At 66.1% G+C, this 18,742-nt stretch carries 18 protein-coding genes; 6 read left to right on the top strand and 12 right to left on the bottom strand.

Features of this window, described 5'->3' with window-relative positions:
• Positions 1-259: 259 nt before the first annotated feature.
• The 5 genes from FHQ07_RS03540 to FHQ07_RS03520 all read right to left on the bottom strand — a co-directional run bounded on the left by FHQ07_RS03540 (position 260) and on the right by FHQ07_RS03520 (position 4,016).
• On the bottom strand, positions 260-607 hold the full coding sequence (locus tag FHQ07_RS03540) for a hypothetical protein (protein ID WP_139715376.1): 348 nt from the start codon (positions 605-607) through the stop codon (positions 260-262).
• Positions 608-696: 89 nt separating this feature from the next.
• Positions 697-1,059 carry a hypothetical protein gene (locus FHQ07_RS03535; RefSeq protein WP_206202345.1) on the bottom strand — a complete coding sequence of 121 codons (363 nt, stop codon included), beginning with the start codon at positions 1,057-1,059 and terminating at the stop codon, positions 697-699.
• Positions 1,060-1,639: 580 nt separating this feature from the next.
• Positions 1,640-2,062, bottom strand: coding sequence for a hypothetical protein (locus FHQ07_RS03530; RefSeq protein WP_139715374.1), 423 nt, complete (start codon positions 2,060-2,062; stop codon positions 1,640-1,642).
• A gap of 459 nt (positions 2,063-2,521) precedes the next feature.
• The gene (locus FHQ07_RS03525) at positions 2,522-2,878 is read right to left on the bottom strand and encodes a hypothetical protein (RefSeq protein ID WP_139715373.1); all 357 of its coding nucleotides are present in this window, start codon (positions 2,876-2,878) and stop codon (positions 2,522-2,524) included.
• Between the two features lie 799 nt (positions 2,879-3,677).
• Positions 3,678-4,016 (bottom strand): hypothetical protein, encoded by a 339-nt coding sequence (locus FHQ07_RS03520; protein WP_139715372.1) that lies wholly within the window; start codon positions 4,014-4,016, stop codon positions 3,678-3,680.
• A gap of 243 nt (positions 4,017-4,259) precedes the next feature.
• Between FHQ07_RS03520 and FHQ07_RS03515 the strand changes: the two genes are divergently transcribed.
• Positions 4,260-5,222 (top strand): integron integrase, encoded by a 963-nt coding sequence (locus FHQ07_RS03515; RefSeq protein WP_240703582.1) that lies wholly within the window; start codon positions 4,260-4,262, stop codon positions 5,220-5,222.
• A gap of 112 nt (positions 5,223-5,334) precedes the next feature.
• Complete coding sequence (locus tag FHQ07_RS03510) at positions 5,335-6,270, top strand: integron integrase (protein WP_206202344.1); 936 nt, start codon at positions 5,335-5,337, stop codon at positions 6,268-6,270.
• A gap of 9 nt (positions 6,271-6,279) precedes the next feature.
• Here the strand turns inward: FHQ07_RS03510 and FHQ07_RS03505 are convergent, their stop codons facing one another.
• The 6 genes from FHQ07_RS03505 to FHQ07_RS03480 all read right to left on the bottom strand — a co-directional run bounded on the left by FHQ07_RS03505 (position 6,280) and on the right by FHQ07_RS03480 (position 13,249).
• Complete coding sequence (locus tag FHQ07_RS03505) at positions 6,280-6,666, bottom strand: hypothetical protein (RefSeq protein WP_139715370.1); 387 nt, start codon at positions 6,664-6,666, stop codon at positions 6,280-6,282.
• A gap of 63 nt (positions 6,667-6,729) precedes the next feature.
• The gene (gene nfi / locus FHQ07_RS03500) at positions 6,730-7,431 is read right to left on the bottom strand and encodes a deoxyribonuclease V (protein ID WP_139715369.1); all 702 of its coding nucleotides are present in this window, start codon (positions 7,429-7,431) and stop codon (positions 6,730-6,732) included.
• Positions 7,428-7,949 (bottom strand): phosphoglycerate mutase family protein, encoded by a 522-nt coding sequence (locus FHQ07_RS03495; RefSeq protein WP_139715368.1) that lies wholly within the window; start codon positions 7,947-7,949, stop codon positions 7,428-7,430. The genes nfi and FHQ07_RS03495 overlap by 4 nt, the downstream gene beginning before the upstream one ends.
• A gap of 101 nt (positions 7,950-8,050) precedes the next feature.
• Entirely contained in the window at positions 8,051-11,512 is a 3,462-nt protein-coding gene (mfd, locus tag FHQ07_RS03490; RefSeq protein ID WP_240703581.1) for a transcription-repair coupling factor, read from the bottom strand.
• Positions 11,513-11,630: 118 nt separating this feature from the next.
• Positions 11,631-12,215, bottom strand: a complete 585-nt coding sequence (locus tag FHQ07_RS03485; RefSeq protein ID WP_139715366.1) for a GNAT family N-acetyltransferase — start codon at positions 12,213-12,215, stop codon at positions 11,631-11,633.
• Positions 12,216-12,310: 95 nt separating this feature from the next.
• Positions 12,311-13,249: a DUF808 domain-containing protein gene (locus FHQ07_RS03480; protein WP_139715365.1), complete on the bottom strand. Its 939-nt coding sequence runs from the start codon at positions 13,247-13,249 to the stop codon at positions 12,311-12,313.
• Between the two features lie 82 nt (positions 13,250-13,331).
• Here FHQ07_RS03480 and FHQ07_RS03475 point away from each other — a divergent pair, with 82 nt between their 5' ends.
• Positions 13,332-14,243 (top strand): cation diffusion facilitator family transporter, encoded by a 912-nt coding sequence (locus tag FHQ07_RS03475; protein ID WP_139715364.1) that lies wholly within the window; start codon positions 13,332-13,334, stop codon positions 14,241-14,243.
• 3 nt (positions 14,244-14,246) lie between these two features.
• Here the strand turns inward: FHQ07_RS03475 and FHQ07_RS03470 are convergent, their stop codons facing one another.
• Positions 14,247-15,104 (bottom strand): 23S rRNA (adenine(2030)-N(6))-methyltransferase RlmJ, encoded by an 858-nt coding sequence (locus FHQ07_RS03470; protein WP_139715363.1) that lies wholly within the window; start codon positions 15,102-15,104, stop codon positions 14,247-14,249.
• Positions 15,105-15,180: 76 nt separating this feature from the next.
• Between FHQ07_RS03470 and creB the strand changes: the two genes are divergently transcribed.
• The 3 genes from creB to creD all read left to right on the top strand — a co-directional run bounded on the left by creB (position 15,181) and on the right by creD (position 18,733).
• Positions 15,181-15,870 (top strand): two-component system response regulator CreB, encoded by a 690-nt coding sequence (gene creB / locus FHQ07_RS03465; protein WP_139715362.1) that lies wholly within the window; start codon positions 15,181-15,183, stop codon positions 15,868-15,870.
• Positions 15,871-15,873: 3 nt separating this feature from the next.
• Positions 15,874-17,298, top strand: coding sequence for a two-component system sensor histidine kinase CreC (creC, locus tag FHQ07_RS03460; RefSeq protein WP_139715361.1), 1,425 nt, complete (start codon positions 15,874-15,876; stop codon positions 17,296-17,298).
• Positions 17,299-17,401: 103 nt separating this feature from the next.
• Positions 17,402-18,733, top strand: coding sequence for a cell envelope integrity protein CreD (gene creD, locus FHQ07_RS03455; protein ID WP_168191455.1), 1,332 nt, complete (start codon positions 17,402-17,404; stop codon positions 18,731-18,733).
• The last annotated feature ends 9 nt before the right edge of the window (positions 18,734-18,742 follow it).

The raw sequence follows: 18,742 nt of genomic DNA, 5'->3' as shown, positions 1-18,742 counted from the left end.
TGACAGGCGCCATAGCAAAACTGGTCGAACAGTCTTTACATCTTCGCCGACGATTCCGCGAAATTGATCTTGTTCCGAAATCGAATGAATCGTGTTGCACCCAACTAGCAGAAGTGCGCAGATGGAAACACTGAGTAGGCGACTTCTTTTCATGGGGCCTAACGCCTGAGTTAAGCCGGGCAGCGGAGCGGCCACGGCAGAGTGACAATCTTACGTTGCTCTGCCGAGGCCGCGTAGCGGACTCGGCTTGAACGAATTGTTAGGCCTTCCTGCCGGTACGCCAGAAGGACACTGCGAGCAGGATGAGGGCTAACGATGCGGAGTAGAGGGTGAGCAGGCCATTGGCCAATACAACGCCGTGAACGACACTGTTGTACCGGACCTCGGCGTTGTCCCTGAACCAATCGGTATGCATCACCATGCCGCCAGCGATAGACGCGATTACGCTCAGGGAACACGCAAATGACACGATCACTAACCAGAGAGACAGGCGACTACGCTCCCGACGGTGCGCTAGCAATAGCGCGACCGGCAGCGCCAAGAAGCCGACAATGAAAAGCGTGTTTCCAATGAGCTCAAGAAAGTTCATCAAATGAAGATTGCTCATTGAAGGCCTAACGCCTGAGTTAAGCCGGCCCGCCCGAGGCGAATCGGTTGGTGCCGAGGCCGCGAAGCGGGCTCGGCTTGAACGAATTGTTAGGCATCAACCCATTCAGCCCGAGCGACTCCGGGATGATCTCCGACTGTCAGCTCTATGAACAATGCATGCTCGTACCGGAGACGAACATCTCCTTTGTATCCGCGTAGTTTCCTGAAGTCGATTTCACGGTTCACTGTGCTACTGCTCTTCTTAAACTCGACGACGAGATGATTTCTATCAGTTCCCCGAATGTGGGCGATCACATCTGGGAATACGGTTTTGCCCTCAGTGTCATCAGCTTCCGTTGGGAGATAGACAGGATCTAGGCGCTTTGGATTTATGCCCGTGCGGTTGTATTCGCAGTCAACGTGGTAGTTCGGGAGTTCTTGTTGGAGGTACATAGCAAAGCGGTACGACATTGATCGCTCATTTGCATCTACATGAAACAAGTAAGCGTCGTCTGTCAAAAGTCGATCTAGTGCAGTCGCGATTGCTTGGCCAGGAGGTCTGGACTCTAAGTGCTCCTGCATCTCACGAGAAATTGCCATTGATGCCTAACGCCTGAGCTAAGACGCGTAGTGTAGTGGAGGCCACGCCGTGGCAAGCTTTTTCTGCCACGGCGTGGCCGGAACGAAGCGGAGTCGGCTTGAGCGAATTGTTAGGCGGCTGACCAGCGATGCTTTTGCTGGGCACTGTGAATTTTTCACAAGACGGCGATCGAACCCAGGCCAGCTGCACAGAACTGGTTCTGTGCGCCAGCAATGTTGTTCATCTGAACCTTCGACCACAGACGGAGTGCAGCCGCTTTCAGGCTGCACGGAGTATGTGGCCGACGAGAACTGCGATGTGCGCTGCTGCATGAGAAGGCCATCTTCACGTTGAAAAGATCTTGGCCTGGCGCCGCCTAACGCCTGAGTTAAGCCGGCCCGCCCGAAGGCGACTCGGCTGGCCCGAGACCGCGAAGCGGGCTCGGCTTGAACGAATTGTTAGGTTGCTGCCTTATTTGCCGGGATGCAAGCGCCCTTTCCCAAGAATCAATGGCGAGTCTCCGCCTGATTCACGCACATATTCAATCGTTTTCCAGTCGAGATCATGGTCAGGCAAAAGAATTGCAATGCCATAAGCGATGTCGCCGTTTCTTGCGCTAGTTACGATAAGTACGGCTTTCTTTGGGCTGACGAGGATTCCTGTGACTGGCCCGCTGTCGTTGATACGGCCGCAACCACTTGTCGCAAATGTATGCGTGCCGGTAATTCTGTCTCCGACCTGCTTCAAGTCAAATGAAGCAAAGCCGCAATCTTTGTTTTGTTTGACTGCCTCTGGAGATCGGATATCAATAGTCCATTGACCAGAAAAGTCACGTTCTGCAGCGGCGGCAGAAGCTGCAACGAGAAGCGTCAGAATCAAGGTGGGAATGCGCATCTGTTTGTCTGCAACCTAACGCCTGAGCTAAGACGCGTAGTGTAGTGGAGGCCACGCCGTGGCAAGCTTTTTCTGCCACGGCGTGGCCGGAACGAAGCGGAGTCGGCTTGAGCGAATTGTTAGGCGGCTGACCAGCGATGCTTTTGCTGGGCACTGTGAATTTTTCACAAGACTGCGATCGAATCTCGGCCAGCTGCACAGAACTGGTTCTGTGCGCCTGCAATGCTGTTCCCGAGAAGCCACAACCGCAGACGGAGTGCAGCCGCTCTCAGGCTGCACGGAGTATGTGGCCGACGAGAACTGCGATGTGCGCTGCAGCATGAGAAGGCCGTCTTTACGTTGAAAAGATCTTGGCCTGGCGCCGCCTAACGCCTGAGTTAAGCCGGCCCGCCCGATGCGGATCCGGTCGGTCCGAGACCGCGAAGCGGGCTCGGCTTGAACGAATTGTTAGGCCCATGGTTACACAATGATCATGTCCCCACCTGCGATGCGGATCTGCATGGACTCAAACTGATCGGAGTTGTCCGTGAAGTTGATGGAGAGTCCGTTGTCCAACGTGATTACGAGATTGCGATCGTCCTTCACGATTGCTTGAGTGACGGCTACATTCATGACGTCATGAAATGCGGGGTCAGGCCAGCGACCTGGCTCCCAGCGGCCTACGACAGATTGATCTTTGGTCAGTTCGACGGTGCTCTGTGTTGCAAGCCATGAGTCACCGAAATAGAACTGGAGGTCGTACTGACCGACTAGAACTTGCGTGGTGAAGGCACCGATTAAAGGCGATAAATCAAGGTCGCTAGGAAATTTGTACATGGGCCTAACGCCTGAGTTAAGCCGGGCAGCGTAGCGGCCACGGCAAGTGGCTGAATCATAGCGGCCATTTGCCGAGGCCGCGAAGCGGACTCGGCTTGAACGAATTGTTAGGCAGCAGCCAGCGATGCTCTTGCTGCGGCCGTAAAAATTTCACAAGTCTGCAAGCGAACCGTGCTGGCTACACAGAACTGAGTTCTGTGTGCCCGAATGCTGTTCGCGAGACGCCACAACCACAGACGGAGTGCAGCCGCTCTCAGGCTGCACGGAGTATGTGGCGAGGATCAGGTGCGGCAAGGCGGGGAAGAGATTGGTTCCACCCAGCAAGTTCTGAGAACTTTGGTCTGGTGCTGCCTAACGCCTGAGTTGAGACGCGCCGCTTTGCGGCGGCGGCAGAGTCACAATCTTATCGGGACTTTGACGACGCCGCGAAGCGGTGTCGGCTCCAACGAATTGTTAGGCGGCTGACCAGCGATGCTGTTGCTGGGCACTATGAATTTTTCACAAGACGGCGATCGAACCCCGGCCAGCTGCACAGAACTGGTTCTGTGCGCCTGCAATGCTGTTCACCAGGACTTGCGACCGCAGACGGAGTGCAGCCGCTCTCAGGCTGCACGGAGTCTGTGGCCGACGAGAACCGCAGGTTGCGATGCCGTGTGATGCCACTACTCACGATTACAAGATCTTTGTCTGGCGCCGCCTAACGCCTGAGTTAAGCCGGGCAGCGGAGCGGCCGAGGCAATGGCCTAATCATAGCTGCCATGGTCCGAGGCCGCGAAGCGGACTCGGCTTGAACGAATTGTTAGGCATTGAGCCGTCGCTTTTGAAAGGCAAGCCCTTCCCGAGACTTGGCGAGGCCGTGCAACCACCAACATGCAGCGGCGCAGGCCACGTAGAGCGGCAATCCCATAGAGCCTATGCCACCCGGTTCTGGCGCAACAACAAACAGAGCCACCAATGACGCAAGAAAACTAAGTGCAATGAGGTGAAGAACAATGGCGCTGCGGAAATAATCGGTGTGATGCGGCTGGCGCTGCTTCCTGACGTACAGCAGAAAAGGAAGCGAGAAAAGCGAAGGGCAACACCCGAGCGCAGCCAGCAGTACCACGAAAGAAATGCCGATCGCACTGAACACTGTCATCAATGCCTAACGCCTAGTAGTAAATGAATGGTCGGGATAGGCCCATTCGATTCATGATGGGGTGATCGACGCTGGCTGAAATCCTACCCCAGGATCAGTGGCTTGCCGAACGATGGAGGCGACGGGCGGCGGCATGCTTGTCTGCAAATCCGGCGTGGATGCGGTTCTATGTTTTATATGGTGGAAAGTGCGGGATATCCGGCGGTAGTGGCGGGGTTCGATCCGCCGGTCGGGGAGGCGCAGTTGGCGCGGATTTCGGCGCTTGTGGCCGATGTTCGGCTCAGGTTGCGGACTCGGCACTACAGTCTTCGTACCGAAACCGTGTATCTGGGGTGGATCAAGCGGTTCATCTTGCAGAATCGCTTGCGGCATCCGGCGGAGATGGGGCATCGCGAGGTCGAGGCGTTCCTGACCCGGTTGGCGGTGGAGGGCAAGGTCTCGCCTTCGACGCAGAACCAGGCGTTGTCGGCATTGCTGTTCCTCTATCGGGACGTGTTGCGGGTGCGGCTGGACTGGATGGAGGAGGTCACGCGGGCCAAGCGTGCCCGCAAGCTGCCAGTGGTGTTGGCGCAGGAGGAGATCCGGATCCTGCTGGCGCAGCTGGAAGGCCGGTCGTGGCTGCTGGCGGCGGTGTTGTACGGCACCGGGATGCGCTTGATGGAATGCCTGCGCCTGCGGGTCAAGGATGTCGATTTCGCGCGCGGGGAGATCACCATCCGCGACGGCAAGGGCGGCAAGGACCGGCGCACGATCCTGCCGCGCAGCCTGGTGGAGCCATTGCAGGCGGAGGTGGAGCGGGCGCGGGTGCTGCATGGGGCGGATTTGCGGGCGGGCTTCGGCGAAGTGTGGTTGCCGAACGCGCTGGCGCGGAAGTACCCGAACGGTCCGAGCGACTTCGGTTGGCAATACGTGTTCCCGGCGTTGCGGCGTTCGCAGGACCCGCGCGACGACCGCGAACGCCGGCACCATGTCGATGCGGAGTTCGTGTCGAGGGCATTGAAGCGGGCGCGGGATCGGGCCGGCATCGTCAAGCACGTCACCGCGCATACCTTGCGGCATTCGTTCGCGACGCATTTGCTGGAGGCGGGCTACGACATTCGCACGATCCAGGAATTGCTCGGGCACAAGGACGTGGCGACGACCCAGATCTACACGCATGTGCTGAATCGCGGGCCGCATGCGGTGTTGAGTCCGCTGGATCGCTAGTGCGGTTGCGTGCGCGGGACTAGGCTCGTGGTTTTCCACCACGAGAGGGCTGCGACGATGAACGGGTAGGGACGAAGCGGGGCGGGGCGACGGGCAGGATCTGCTGGCGGGATTGCGGGAAGCATGCCGCGCGCGGCACCTGAGCCGCCGCACGGAGGCCGCCTATGCGCACTGGGCGATGCGCTACCTGCGCTTCCATGGGGCGGGTCGATCCGGCTTGTCGACGGACGCGGGAGCGATCCGCTTCCTCGACCACCTGGTGCAGAGGGGCGAAGCCGCCGCGAGTTCGCACCTGCTGGCCTTGAACGCGCTGTTGTTCCTGTTCCGGCACGTGATGCAAGTGGAGGCGGCGGCGCTGGAGGCGCGGCGCCGGCAGGTGCGACGGCCGGAGCGGCTGCCGGAGGTGTTGTCGGCAGCGGAGGTGCGCGCAGCATTGAACGCGATGCGCGGCATGCCGCGGCTGGTCGCGGCCTTGCTGTACGGCACCGGGATGCGGGTCGGCGAGGGAATCGCCTTGCGCATCCAGGATATCGATTTCCGCGGCGGCGCGATCGCCGTGCGTTCCGGGAAGGGCGCGAAGGATCGGATCACGGTATTGCCGAAGCGGTTGGCGGCGCCGTTGCAGAAGCTGGCGCTGCGGCGGTTGGCCTTGCATCGCCAGGATCTGCTGCAGGGGCGCGGGCATGCGCCGTTGCCCGGCCGGCTGGCGCGCAAGTATCCCGGCGCGTCGCGGGCGTTCGGCTGGCAGTTCCTGTTCGCATCGAGCGTGGTGCGCCACAACCCGGAGACCGGGCAGTGGTTGCGCTGGCATGTGTCGCCGTCGACGGTGCAGGCGCCGTTCAAGGCCGCGCTGCAGGCCTGCGGTATCCATCGGCATGCCTCGCTGCATACCTTGCGGCATTCGTTTGCGACCCATCTGCTGGCGCAGGGCACGGACATCCGCACGATCCAGCAATTGCTGGGGCATCGGCATCTCGATACCACCATGGTCTACACCCACGTCCGCGATGCGGCGCGGGCGGCGACCAGTCCGCTGGACTGCTTCTGAGCCGTGGCGTCAGTCGACGCGGTCGATGCGCAGGCTGGCCCTGGGGGCGATGCCGCGTTCGAGCGCGGTCAGGGTGATGGTGCGGTGGCCGGCGCGGGCGGAGGCCGCGCCGGCCTTGCCGCTGGTATGCAGGCGCAGCTCCTGGCTGCCGCCGCCGGCGGCGCGCCATTGCAGGGCGATCTCGGCATCGCCTTCCCAGACGCATTGCACGTCGGGGGCGCAGCGCGAGTCGTTCACCAGGCGGGTGTAGGTGAGCAGGCTGTCGTCGGCGAGCAGGGTGCTCTGGCCGAGGCCGAGGGCCACGGTGCTGCCGTCGGCGGCGGGCGCCGCGCCATTGGGCAGTGCTGCGCAGCCGCTGAGCAGGGCGAGGGCGAGGAGGCGGGCGATGCGGATCATGGCGTGGCTCGCGATGGAAGGAAGCCGAAGCCTAGGGGCATCGGCATGAACGCGGTGCGAGGTTCAATCGTCGCGTTCATCGGTGGTTCCATCGCCGCGGTCGCGGCGCGAGGCGAGCCGGTCGGCCAGGCGGGTGGGCTCGGGCAGGCGGTATTTGGTCACGTAGCGCATCACCAGTTCCGGCGCGGACGGCATCGCCACCCTGTGGCCCGGGGAAACGATCAGCGGCAGGCAGCCGGGCTTGCTGCGCAGCAGCCAGCCGATCTGTTCGCGGCCGTCGCGCAGCGGGGTGAACGCGCCGCGCATCTCGTGCAGGGCCATGCGCGCTTCGCCGACCAGGATCGTCTTGCCGACGCCGATGCTGGGGATGCCGGTTTCCACGCCGAAATGCGCGGCGATGCCGAGCCGGCGCGGATGGGCGATGCCGTGGCCGTCGATGAAGGCGAGGTCGGGCGCGTGTTTCAGCATCGCCAGCGCATCGAGCAGCGCCGGCAGTTCGCGGAAGCTGAGCAGGCCGGGGATGTAGGGCATGCGCGTGGGCAGGCGCGCGACTTGCTGGTCGATGATGGCGAGCGTGTCGGCATCCAGCAGGATCGCGGCGGCGCGGGTGGTGGCGCCATCGTCCTCGAAGCCGACGTCGAAACCGGCGATGGTGCGCAGCGGTTTGGCGAACGCGTCGCGCAATATCACTTGCGTGGCGCGTTCGCTTTGCAGGGCGCGCAGGGCGGCGGTATCGCCCTGCCATTGCGGAAGCGCGTGGCTCATGGCGCGGGCGAGGCGGCGCCGTAGCGTTCGACGGTCAGCCGTGCGTGGCCGTCGGCATCGATGGTGACGATGCTGAGGCGGTCGTATTCGTGGTCGGGCATCGGCGCGACGTCGCAGGCGCAGAGGGCGGCGACGATGGCGGGCACGGTATTGCTGTGGCCCGCGATCAACGCGTTGCCGTGCGGATGCGCGGCTTTGAGTTGCGTGGCGAACTCGGCGGCGGGTCGTGCGGCGGGATAGGGCGTGATCGCGATGCCGTGTTCGGTCGCTGTCGGCGCCGCGGTCTGGCCGGTGCGCTTGAATTCGGTGGCGTAGATCGCGGCGAGATCGCGATCGGCGAGGCGGGTGGCCAAGGCTTGCGCGCGCATGCGGCCGGATTCGCTCAGGTCGGGATCGCGGCTGGCGTCGACCTTTTCGGCGTGGCGGACGATGAAGAAGGTCGCGGCCTGGCCGGCATCGCGCACGGGCATGGCGCAACCGGCAAGCAGCGTACAGGCGAACAGGAGGGCGATGCGCATGGGGCGAAGGATAGCGAGGAAAAGTGGGGTCAGAGTCGACTTTTATTCAATGGTGGGGCTGGTCAGGAAATTCAGCGGAAAAGTCGACTCTGACCCCGCTTTTACCCTCCCGGTTGCAGGGCCGCCAGCAAGCCGCGTGCGGCGTTGAAGCGAGTGGCGGCGTCGGCCATGTCGAGGCTGATGCGCAGCTTGTCCGGGCCATCCATCCTGTAGTGCTTCGGCTGGCCCTGGATCAGGCGGATCACCGCCATCGGGTCGACGTTGGGTTTCTCCACGAACTGGATGCGCCCGCCCTTGTCGCCGAGGTCGAGCTTGCGGATGCCGAGGCGGGTTGCGTCCAGCTTGAGCTCGGCGGTGGCGAACAGGTGTTTGGCCGCATCCGGCAGCAGGCCGAAGCGGTCGATCATCTCCACCTGCAGTTCGCGCAGGGCATCGGCGTTGCGGGCGGCGCTGATGCGCTTGTACAGGGTGAGCCGCGCGTGCGGATCGGGCAGGTAGTCGTCGGGGATCAGCGCCGGCACATGCAGGTCCACGTCGGCGCCATGGCGATCCGCATCATCGACATCGGGCAGCTTGCCTTGCTTGATCGAGGCGACCGCGCGTTCCAGCAGCTCGGTGTAGAGGCTGAAGCCGACTTCGGCCATCTGCCCGGATTGATCCTCGCCGAGCAGTTCGCCGGCGCCGCGGATCTCCAGGTCGTGCGTGGCCAAGGTGAAGCCGGCGCCGAGTTCGTCCATCGAGCTGATCGCGTCCAGGCGCTTGCGCGCGTCGGGCGTGATGCTGCGGCCGTCGGGCACCAGCAGGTAGGCGTAGGCGCGATGGTGGGAACGGCCGACGCGGCCGCGCAGCTGGTGCAACTGCGCTAGGCCGAACTTGTCGGCGCGGTTGATCAGGATGGTGTTGGCGTTGGGGATGTCGATGCCGGATTCGATGATGGTCGAGCACAGCAGCACGTTGGTACGCTGCTTGTGGAAGTCGAGCATCACCCGCTCGAGTTCGCGTTCCGGCATCTGCCCGTGGGCGATGCCGATGCGTGCGTCGGGCACCAGCGCCTGCAGTTCGTCGTGCATGCGGCCGATGCTTTCGACGTCGTTGTGCAGGAAGTACACCTGGCCGCCGCGCGCGAGTTCGCGCTGGAAGGCTTCGCGCAGCAGGGCTTCGTCCCAGGCGTGGACAAAGGTCTGCACGGCGAGGCGGTTCGCCGGTGGGGTGGCGATGATGGAGAGGTCGCGCAGGCCGCTCATCGCCATGTTCAGCGTGCGCGGAATCGGCGTCGCGGTCAGGGTGAGCAGGTGCACGTTGGCGCGCAGCTTCTTCAGCGCTTCCTTCTGGCGCACGCCGAAACGCTGTTCCTCGTCGACGATGACGAGGCCGAGGTCGGCGAACTTCACGTCCGGCTGCAGCAGGCGGTGGGTGCCGACGATCACGTCGAGCTTGCCCTCGGCGAGTTTCTGCAGTTCGGCTTCGATTTCCTTCTTGCTCTTGAAGCGCGACAGCACCTCGACCTTGAGCGGCCAGTCGGCGAAGCGGTCGCGGAAATTGCGGTAATGCTGCTCGGCCAGCAGGGTGGTCGGGACCAGCACCGCGACCTGCTTGCCGGCGGCTGCGGCGACGAATGCCGCGCGCACCGCGACCTCGGTCTTGCCGAAGCCGACGTCGCCGCAGACCACGCGGTCCATCGGTTGCGAGGAGGCGAGATCGCGGATGACGGCTTCGATGGCGGCGTGCTGGTCCGGGGTTTCCTCGAACGGGAAGCTGGCGGCGAACGGCTCGTACATCGCGCGGTCGACGTCGATCGCCAAGCCCTTGCGCGCTTGCCGTTTCGCCTGGATTTCCAGCAGTTCGGCGGCGACGTCGCGGACTTTCTCGGCGGCCTTCTTCTTCGCCTTCGCCCATTGCTCGCCGCCGAGGTTGTGCAGCGGCGCGGTATCGGGATTGGCGCCGGAATAGCGACTGATGCGGTCGAGCTGCGCCACCGGCACGTACAGGCGATCGCCCTTGGCGTATTCGATGTCGAGGAATTCGCCGGGCATGCCGCCGATGTCCATCGACAGCAGGCCGCGGTAGCGGCCGACGCCGTGGTCTTCGTGGACGATGGGCGCGCCCAGCGAGAGTTCGCCGAGGTCGCGGATGATCGCTTCGGGTTCGCGGCCGGCGCGCTTGCGGCGACGCGGTTGCGAGGCGCGCTCCGGGAACAGCTGGCGTTCGGTGAGGACGGCGAGCGGCGGCGCATCCAGCGCGAAGCCGTCGTCGAACGGCGCCACCGCGATGGCAAAGCGTGCATCGTTCGATGCGAAGGCCGGCCAGTCGGCGAGCACCGCCGGTTTCAGTTCGGCAGCCTGCAAGACTTCCAGCATCGCTTCGCGACGGCCGGGGGAATCGGTGGCGACCAGCACGCGGCCCGGGTAGTGCGCCAGGAAGTCGCGCAACGCCTGCGCCGGTGCGTGGTCCTTTGCCGCCAACGGCAGGTTCGGCGCCGGTTGCAGCGGCAGGGCGTGGGCTTCGGCATGGCGTGCATGCTGCGCGTCGCAGACCTCGATGCGTTCGCCGCGGTTGAGGGTTTCGCGCAGCGCGTCCGGCGACAACCACAGTTCGGCAGGCGCCAGCAGCGGGCGTTCGATGTCGTGGCGCAGCTGGTCGTAACGCTGGCCGATCTGCGCCCAGGCGTGGTCGGCGGCTTCGGACACGCCATCGCCCAGCACCGGCAGGGTGTCGGGGGCGAGGTAGTCGAACAGGGTCGCGGTGCCGGCATGGAACAGCGGCAGGTAGTACTCGATGCCGGCGGGCGCGAGGCCGGCCTTCAGGTCCTGCACCAGGGCGCTGCGGCGGGTGTCGATGTCGAAGCGCTCGGTCAGCGCATCCAGTGCGCGCTTGACCGGTGCATCGTCGAGCGGCACCTCGCGGCCGGGCAGCAGTTCGATGCGGTCGATCTTCTCAAGCGAACGCTGCGATTCCGGATCGAAGGCGCGGATCGATTCGATCTCGTCGTCCAGCAGTTCGATCCGGAACGGCGCGTCGGCGCCCATCGGATACACGTCGAGCAGGCCGCCGCGCACGGCGAAGTCGCCGGGATCGAACACCTGTTGCGCGTGGCGGTAGCCGGCGGATTCGAGCCGGCGTTTCTCGTTGTCGAGGTCGAGCCGCTGGCCGAGCCGGAAATCGAAGCGGTTGCCGATCACGTGGCCGCGCGGGGCGACCCGTTGCATCAGGGTCGCCACCGGGACGACGACGATGCCGCGCTTGAGGTCCGGCAGCCGCGCCAGCGTGGCCAGGCGCTGGCTGACGATGTCCGGGTGCGGGCTGAAGCGGTCGTAGGGCAGGGTTTCCCAGTCGGGGAAGGTCAGCACCGGCAGCGCGGCATCCGCGCCGAGCAGGGTGTGCAGGTCGGCTTCCAGCTGGTGCGCGGCATGGTTGTCGCGGGCGACGACCAGCAGCGGGGCGGCGTGTTGCGCGGCGGCGCTGGCGATGGCGGCGGCCAGCGCGCTGGTCGAAGCCGGCGCACGCCAGTACGCGCGCGATTGGCCGCTGCGCGGCAGCGGGACGTTCAACGGGAGAGCCGGCATCGACAACGGGTTGCTGCTGGGCGACATGCAATAGGCATCCGCGCCGGACGCGGTGCGCCAGCGCTTGGGTGGTCGGATTGGATGGAGCGAAACCGCGATTTTAGCGCGGCGGGTGCGCTCAGCCGGCGATCAATGCGGGCGGGATCGGCGGGGTGCGCGGTTTCGGCTTCGGCAGGTCCAGCACCATCCGCACCAGGCCGGGCGATTCTCCGGCCTCGCGGCGGAAATCCAGCGAAGCGGCCAGCGCCTGCATCGGCAGGTTGGACTCCAGCACGTCGCCGTACACGCGTTCCAGCTTGCGGCCCTTGGCCCAGCGCACCAGCCGGCGCATCAGGTGGCGGCCCAGGCCCATGCCGTTGATGTAGTGGCTGACCAGGATGGCGAATTCGCCGGCCTGGCCGTCGTCGTCCACCACGATCCGCGCCACCGCGCCGACCAGGGCTTCGCCCGGCGGCAGCGGTTCGGCGGCGACCAGGGCGAACTCGCGGCGGGTATTGGGCCGGGTCAGGCGTTCGGCCTGCTCGACGCTGAGTTCCTTCATCGGATGCAGGAAGCGCTGGCGCACCTCGTCCGGCTGCAGCAGGGGGAAGCCGGCGCGCAGGGTCACCGCGTCTTCGGGGCGGATCGGGCGGATCAGGACCTCGCGTCCGTTGTTGAGGCGGACGTTCTCGTGCCACGGGGGCATGCGGTTGCGGGCGGTCATCCGGGGATCATCGCTGCATCGAGGTTAAAAATATGAATGGAACATGGCTGGCCCTGGCGGCCGCCGCTCCATACCGGTGGGGATGGTATGGCGGCTCAGTGCGCCGGCTTGCCGCGCAGGCGGCGCACCAGCATCACTGCAGCGACGACGAGCGCACCGGCGGCGATGCCGACCGCGGCATTGAACAGGTTTTCCCACAGCCAGCCCGGCGGAAGGCCGCGGGCGGCTTCGGCCAGGTGGTGCAGGCTGGGCACGCCGTGCACCAGGATCCCGCCGCCGACCAGGAACATCGCCGCGGTGCCAGCGACCGAGAGGAACTTCATCAGGCGGGGGGCGAAGGCGAGGATGGCGTTGCCCAGCGCGGTGCGCAGCTTGCCGGCGCCCTCGCGGGCCAGGCGCAGGCCGAGGTCGTCCAGCTTGACGATGGCGCCGACCAGGCCGTACACGCCCACGGTCATGATCAGGGCGATCGCGACCAGCACGCCGAGCTGGTTGAGGAAAGGCTGGCTGGCCACCGTTCCCAGCGAGATCACGATGATCTCCGCGGACAGGATGAAGTCGGTGCGCACCGCGCCCTGGATCTTGTCCTTCTCGAACGCGAGCATGTCCACCGACGCGTCGCTGACCGCATGCACCAGTTCGGCGTGGTGGTGGGCATCGTCGATCCGGCTGTGCAGGAACTTGTGCGCCAGCTTCTCCACGCCCTCGTAGCAGAGGAAGGCGCCGCCGAGCATCAGCAGCGGGGTGATCAGCGGCACGTCGTAACCCTTGCCGCGCAGCCAGGCTTCTAGGGCGGCGATGCCGAGCGCCGCCGGCACCAGGATCGCCTTGTTGACCATCGAGCCCCTGGCCACCGCCCACACCACCGGCAGTTCGCGGTCGGCCTTGATGCCGCTGACCTGTTGCGCATTGAGGGCGAGGTCGTCGCCGAGCACGCCGGCGGTCTTCTTGGTGGCGACCTTGGTCATCACCGAGACGTCGTCGAGCAGGGTGGCGATGTCGTCGAACAGGGCGAAGAAGCTGGAAGAGGGCATGATCGGGGGGAAGTGGGGTCAGAGTGGAGTTTCGCATGCGAAACTCCACTCTGACCCCACTTCGGCAGGACGAGCGCGCACGATGTCCGGACATGGCGATTCCACCAAGGCGGTGCTGGTGGCGCTGGGCGCCAACCTGGCGATCGCCGTGGCCAAGGGGCTGGCGGCCTGGTTCACCCGCTCCGGCGCGATGCTGGCCGAAACCGTGCATTCGCTGGCCGACTGCGGCAACCAGGTGCTGCTGCTGGTCGGGATGAAGCAGGCGAAGCGCCCGCCGTCGCCGGAGCATCCGCTGGGGCGCGGCAAGGAAGTCTATTTCTGGTCGTTCCTGGTCGCGGTGATGCTGTTCACCATCGGCGGCATGTATTCGCTGTACGAGGGCCTGCACAAGCTGGCCCACCCGGAACCGCTGGAAAACTGGCAATGGGCGGTGGGCGTGCTGCTGTTCTCGATCGCGATGGAGGCGTACTCCACCCATGCCTGCCTGCAGGAAGCCGCGGCGGAGCGGCAGGGCCGCAGCCTGTGGCGCTGGTTCCGCGAAAGCCGCAGCGCGGAGTTGATCGTGGTGGTCGGCGAGAACATCGCCGCCTTGCTGGGACTGACCGTCGCGCTGGCCTTCATCGCGCTCAGCATCGCCACCGGCAACCCGCTGTGGGATGCGGTCGGCACCCTGGCGATCGGCGTGCTGCTGGTGGTGGTGGCGGTGTTCGTGGCGATCGAGGTCAAGGCGATGCTGGTGGGGCAGAGCATCGATCCGCGCCGGCAGGAGGAAATGCGCCGTTTCCTCGAGGCGCGCCCGGAAATCGCCGCGCTCTACAGCCTGATCACGCTGCAGCTGGGCACCCGGGCGATGGTCTCGGTGCAGGCGCGGATGCGCGACGACGCGGGCATCGCGCGCCGGATCGACGCGATCGAGCGCGACTTCAAGGCCGCGTTCCCGGAAGTGCAGTGGAGCTTCTTCGAGCCGGAAGAGAAGGACGACGGCGAGGCCTGAGCATCAGGCCGGGCTGCGCAGCCACTCGCTCCGCGATGCCGCCCCGGCTTCGCCCAATGCGGCGCGCATGGCGTCCAGCGCCGGCGCCATCGCCGCATCGAACTGCCAGGGCGCGTTGAGCAGCAACATCCCGCTGCCGTTCATGCGCAGCGGCGAATCGTCCGGCCGCACCAGCAGTTCCAGTACCAGCGCGGATTTGGCATCGAGCGCGGCGGCCTTGCGGTAGAACGGCTGCAGGGCGCGGCGCAGCTTGATCGGGTACCACAGCGCGAGCATCCCCTGCGGCCAGCGCGCCAGCGCTTCGCGGATGGCGGCGAGGGCGGCGTCGAATTCGTCCAGTTGCGCCTCGTAGGGCGGGTCGATGAGGACCAGGCCGCGGGCGAATTTCACCGTCCCGTGCTTCGGCGGCAGCAGGGCCTTGACCGCGGCATAGCCGTCGCGCGCATGCACCGCGATGCGTGGATCGCCGGCGAAGTTGTCGCGCAGCACATTGGCTTCCTCGGGGTGCAGCTCGCAGGCGGCGATCCGGTCCTGCTCGCGCAGCGCATGGGCGAGCAGCCACGGCGAGCCGGGATAGGCATGCGCGCCGTGCTGCTGGCGGCAGGCCTTGATCGCGGCCAGGTAGCGCTGGATCGCGGGATTGCGCGGCGCCTCGGCCAGCAGGCGGGCGATGCCGTCCTGCGCCTCGCCGGTCTTCTGCGCGGCCTCGCCGTCCAGCTTGTACAGGCCGCGGCTGCCGTGGGTATCCAGGGCGAAGCAGGCGGCGGGCTTGGCGGTCAGGGCGTCGCACAGGGCGAGCAGCACGACATGCTTGAGCACGTCGGCGTGGTTGCCGGCATGGAAGGCGTGGCGGTAGTTCATGCCGCGATTGTCGCATCGACCGCCACTTCACACCCGCCACGCAAACGCCATGGCGTCCTCGGCTAGGATGCCGCGCATGCCGACGACAACGACTATCCTGCTGGCCGAAGACGAGCACGCCATCGCCGAGACCGTGCTCTACGCGCTGCGTGCCGAAGGCTATGCCGCCGAACACCTGCTGCTGGGCGGCCAGGTGCTGCCGCGGCTGCGGCGCGGCGGGATCGACCTGGTGATCCTCGACGTCGGTTTGCCGGACGCCAGCGGCTTCGATGTCTGCCGCGCGCTGCGCAAGGAAAGCGAGGTGCCGGTGCTGTTCCTGACCGCGCGCGATGCCGAACTCGACCGCGTGCTGGGGCTGGAACTGGGCGGCGACGACTACATGGCCAAGCCGTTCTCGCCGCGCGAGCTGGTGGCGCGGGTGCGTGCGCGGCTGCGCCGGCAGGTGGCCGCGGACGATGGTGGCTGGCGCCGGCTGGGGCGTTTCGAGCTGGACGCGGCCGGGCACCGGGTCCGCTTCGACGGCGTGCTGCTGGACCTGACCCGCTACGAATTCGGCCTGCTGGAAGCCCTGCTGGCGCGGCCCGGCGCGGTGCTGGACCGCGCGCGGCTGATGGACCGGGTGTGGGGCGACGCACTGGAATCCGGCGAACGCACCGTCGATACCCACGTGAAGACGGTCCGCGCGAAGTTGCGCGTCATCGCGCCCGAGGCCGACCCGATCCGCACGGTGCGCGGGCTTGGCTATTCGGTCCATATCGATGGCTGACGCATGAAGATCGGCCTGCGCGTGCTGCTGGGTTACTTCCTGATTGTCGCGCTGGCGGCGCTGCTGGTCGGCAAGGTGTTCGTCGAACAGGTCAAGCCTGGCGTGCGCCAGGCGATGGAAGGCACCCTGATCGACACCGCCAACACACTGGCGGAGCTGGCGACCGACGACATGCTGGCCGGGCGCATCGCCGATGGTCCGTTCGCGAAGCGGATGCATGCGGTGTATGCGCGCAAGGTCGGCGCCGACATCTGGGGCTTTTCCAAGGACCGCAGCGGTTTCCGCATCACGGTGACCGACGTGCGCGGGATCGTGGTGTTCGATTCCGAGGGCAAGGACCTGGGCCGCGACAACTCGCGCTGGAACGACGTGTATCGCACCCTGCGCGGGCAGTACGGCGCGCGTTCCACCCGCAGTGATGCGAATGATCCCGACAGCACGGTGATGCACGTGGCCGCGCCGATCCGCGATGCGCTGGGCCGCATCATCGGCGTGCTGAGCGTGGCCAAGCCGAACCGGGCGATGGCGCCGTTCATCGCCCGCAGCCAGAAGATCGTCGCGCGCTGGGGCTTCGTGCTGATGGGCACGGCGCTGCTGGTCGGCGTGCTGGCGGCGTGGTGGCTGTCGCGCCAGCTCGGCGCGCTGCGGCGTTATGCGGATGCGGTGGCGGCCGGCGAACGCGCACCGGCACCCGCCGCCGCCGGCGAATTCGGCGACCTCGGCCGCGCGTTGCACGACATGCGCGAGAAACTGGAAGGCAAGCAGTACGTCGAACAGTACGTGCATGCGCTGACCCACGAACTGAAGAGCCCGCTGGCGGCGATCCGCGGCGCCACGGAATTGCTGGAGCAGCCGCTGCCGGAGGCCGATCGCCGGCGCTTCGTCGCCAGCATCGCCGCGCAGGGCGAGCGGATGGCGCAGATGGTGGACAAGCTGCTCGCGCTGGCGGCGGTCGAGCATCGGCAGCGGATCGAACAGCCGCAGGCGCTGGACGCGGCGGTGTTGCTGCACGAGGCCGTCGATGCGGTGCGCGCGCATGCGGAGGGCGTGGGGATCGACATGCGGGTCGATGCTGCGGATGGCCTGGCGCTCGCCGGCGATGCCTTCCTGATTCGGCAGGCGTTGGTGAACCTGCTCGACAACGCGCTGGATTTCGCGCCGCGCGGATCGACGGTGGAGGTGCGCGCATCGCGCGACGGCGACGCGCTGCGTTTCGAGGTGGCCGATCGCGGCCCCGGCGTGCCGGACTACGCGCGCGAACGCGTGTTCGAGCGCTTCTACTCGCTGCCGCGCCCGGGCGGCGGCAGCCGCAGCAGTGGGTTGGGCCTGCCGTTCGTGGCGCAGGTGGCCGAATTGCATGGTGGGCGCGCCGAGCTTCGCGAACGCGAAGGCGGCGGAACGGTCGCGCTGCTGTCGCTGCCGGGCTGAGCGCGCGCACGGACCGGCGACTTCACCCACGCTTCATCGCCGCGCCCGCGGCGTTTCACCCAGGCCCGCCAGCATCGTCCCACCACAGGACGGGAGAGGCGTCATGCGCTTGGGTTTCAAGGTTGCGATGGTGGCGGTGTTGACGCTGGCCATCCTGATTCCGCTGTCGATGATCCGCGGGGTGATCGGCGAACGGCAGCAATACCGCGCCGAGGCGGTGCGAAAGGTCAGCGCCGGCATCGGCGGCCGGCAGGTTCTCGGCGGGCCGGTGCTGGTGGTGCCGTTCGAGGAAACCGTGGAGGAAAACGTCACCGGTGACGACGGCGTCGCGCGCAAGGTGCTGCGCAGGAAGCATTCGCAATGGACCTTCTTCCCCGAGACGCTGGCGATCGACGGCGTGCTGAAGCCGGATTCGCGCAAGAGCGGGCTGTTCGTCGTGAACGTCTTCGAATGGAGCGGGCAGGTCGATGCGCGTTTCGATGCGCAGATCCCGGCGGACGACGGCATCGCCCAGCGCAGGATCGGCCAGCCCTGGCTGAGCGTCGGCATCGCCGACGTGATCGGCCTGCGCGGCACCACCCGGTTCACGGTCGATGGCGCGGCGGTGAAGGTGGCCCAGGGCATCGGCCATGCCGATGGTCCCGGCATCCATGCGCGCCTGCCGGTGCCGCAGGCAGGCAGCCGGCTGCGCCTGGACGCCCGCGTCGGGCTGCGGCTGCAGGGGACCGAGACCTTCGCGATGATGCCGCATGCCGCCAGCAACGACTTGCGGGTGAGCTCGTCCTGGCCGCATCCGAAATTCGACGGCAAGTCGCCGCAGCAGGACATCGGCGGCAAGGGTTTCCGTGCGAACTGGCAGATCGCCGCGGTGGCGACCAACGCGCAACGGCACTACCTGCAGCAGCCGTCGCTGCTGGCGGACAAGGGCACGCCGCCCGATGCCGTCAGCGTCTCGCTGTTCGACCCGGTCAATCCCTACACGCTGGCCGACCGCGCCACCAAGTACGGCCTGCTGTTCGTGCTGCTGACCTTCGTCGGCTTCTTCATGTTCGAGCTGGTCAAGCAGGTGCGCGTGCACCCCATCCAGTATCTGCTGGTGGGGCTGGCGATCGCGATCTTCTTCCTGCTGCTGGTCAGCCTGAGCGAGCGCATCGACTTCGGCCTGTCCTACCTGCTGGCGGCGCTGGCCTGCATCGGCCTGATCGGTTTCTACCTGTCGTCGGTGCTGCGCAGCACGCCGCGCGGGCTGGGCTTCGCCGCCATGCTGGGCGCGCTGTACGCCGCCCTGTACGGGCTGCTGCTGTCGGAGGACAACGCCCTGGTGATGGGGGCCGGCCTGCTGTTCGCGATCCTGGCCGCGATCATGGTGGCGACCCGCAAGGTGGACTGGTACCAGTTGTCGGCCAAGGTCGGCGTGCCGCCCGGGTCGCCCTAGAATCGCCGG

Source organism: Thermomonas aquatica (assembly GCF_006337105.1).
Taxonomy (GTDB): Bacteria; Pseudomonadota; Gammaproteobacteria; order Xanthomonadales; family Xanthomonadaceae; genus Thermomonas; species Thermomonas aquatica.
This window is presented reverse-complemented; position numbering and strand designations above follow the sequence as displayed.

Bases quoted from the DNA above. Each gene is read 5' to 3' on its own strand.
- FHQ07_RS03540 (WP_139715376.1), bottom strand. From the start codon at position 607: ATGAGCAATCTTCATTTGATGAACTTTCTTGAGCTCATTGGAAACACG.
- FHQ07_RS03535 (WP_206202345.1), bottom strand. From the start codon at position 1,059: ATGTCGTACCGCTTTGCTATGTACCTCCAACAAGAACTCCCGAACTAC.
- FHQ07_RS03530 (WP_139715374.1), bottom strand. From the start codon at position 2,062: ATGCGCATTCCCACCTTGATTCTGACGCTTCTCGTTGCAGCTTCTGCC.
- FHQ07_RS03525 (WP_139715373.1), bottom strand. From the start codon at position 2,878: ATGTACAAATTTCCTAGCGACCTTGATTTATCGCCTTTAATCGGTGCC.
- FHQ07_RS03520 (WP_139715372.1), bottom strand. From the start codon at position 4,016: ATGACAGTGTTCAGTGCGATCGGCATTTCTTTCGTGGTACTGCTGGCT.
- FHQ07_RS03505 (WP_139715370.1), bottom strand. From the start codon at position 6,666: ATGATCCGCATCGCCCGCCTCCTCGCCCTCGCCCTGCTCAGCGGCTGC.
- nfi (WP_139715369.1), bottom strand. From the start codon at position 7,431: ATGAGCCACGCGCTTCCGCAATGGCAGGGCGATACCGCCGCCCTGCGC.
- FHQ07_RS03495 (WP_139715368.1), bottom strand. From the start codon at position 7,949: ATGCGCATCGCCCTCCTGTTCGCCTGTACGCTGCTTGCCGGTTGCGCC.
- mfd (WP_240703581.1), bottom strand. From the start codon at position 11,512: ATGCCGGCTCTCCCGTTGAACGTCCCGCTGCCGCGCAGCGGCCAATCG.
- FHQ07_RS03485 (WP_139715366.1), bottom strand. From the start codon at position 12,215: ATGACCGCCCGCAACCGCATGCCCCCGTGGCACGAGAACGTCCGCCTC.
- FHQ07_RS03480 (WP_139715365.1), bottom strand. From the start codon at position 13,249: ATGCCCTCTTCCAGCTTCTTCGCCCTGTTCGACGACATCGCCACCCTG.
- FHQ07_RS03475 (WP_139715364.1), top strand. From the start codon at position 13,332: ATGTCCGGACATGGCGATTCCACCAAGGCGGTGCTGGTGGCGCTGGGC.
- FHQ07_RS03470 (WP_139715363.1), bottom strand. From the start codon at position 15,104: ATGAACTACCGCCACGCCTTCCATGCCGGCAACCACGCCGACGTGCTC.
- creB (WP_139715362.1), top strand. From the start codon at position 15,181: ATGCCGACGACAACGACTATCCTGCTGGCCGAAGACGAGCACGCCATC.
- creC (WP_139715361.1), top strand. From the start codon at position 15,874: ATGAAGATCGGCCTGCGCGTGCTGCTGGGTTACTTCCTGATTGTCGCG.
- creD (WP_168191455.1), top strand. From the start codon at position 17,402: ATGCGCTTGGGTTTCAAGGTTGCGATGGTGGCGGTGTTGACGCTGGCC.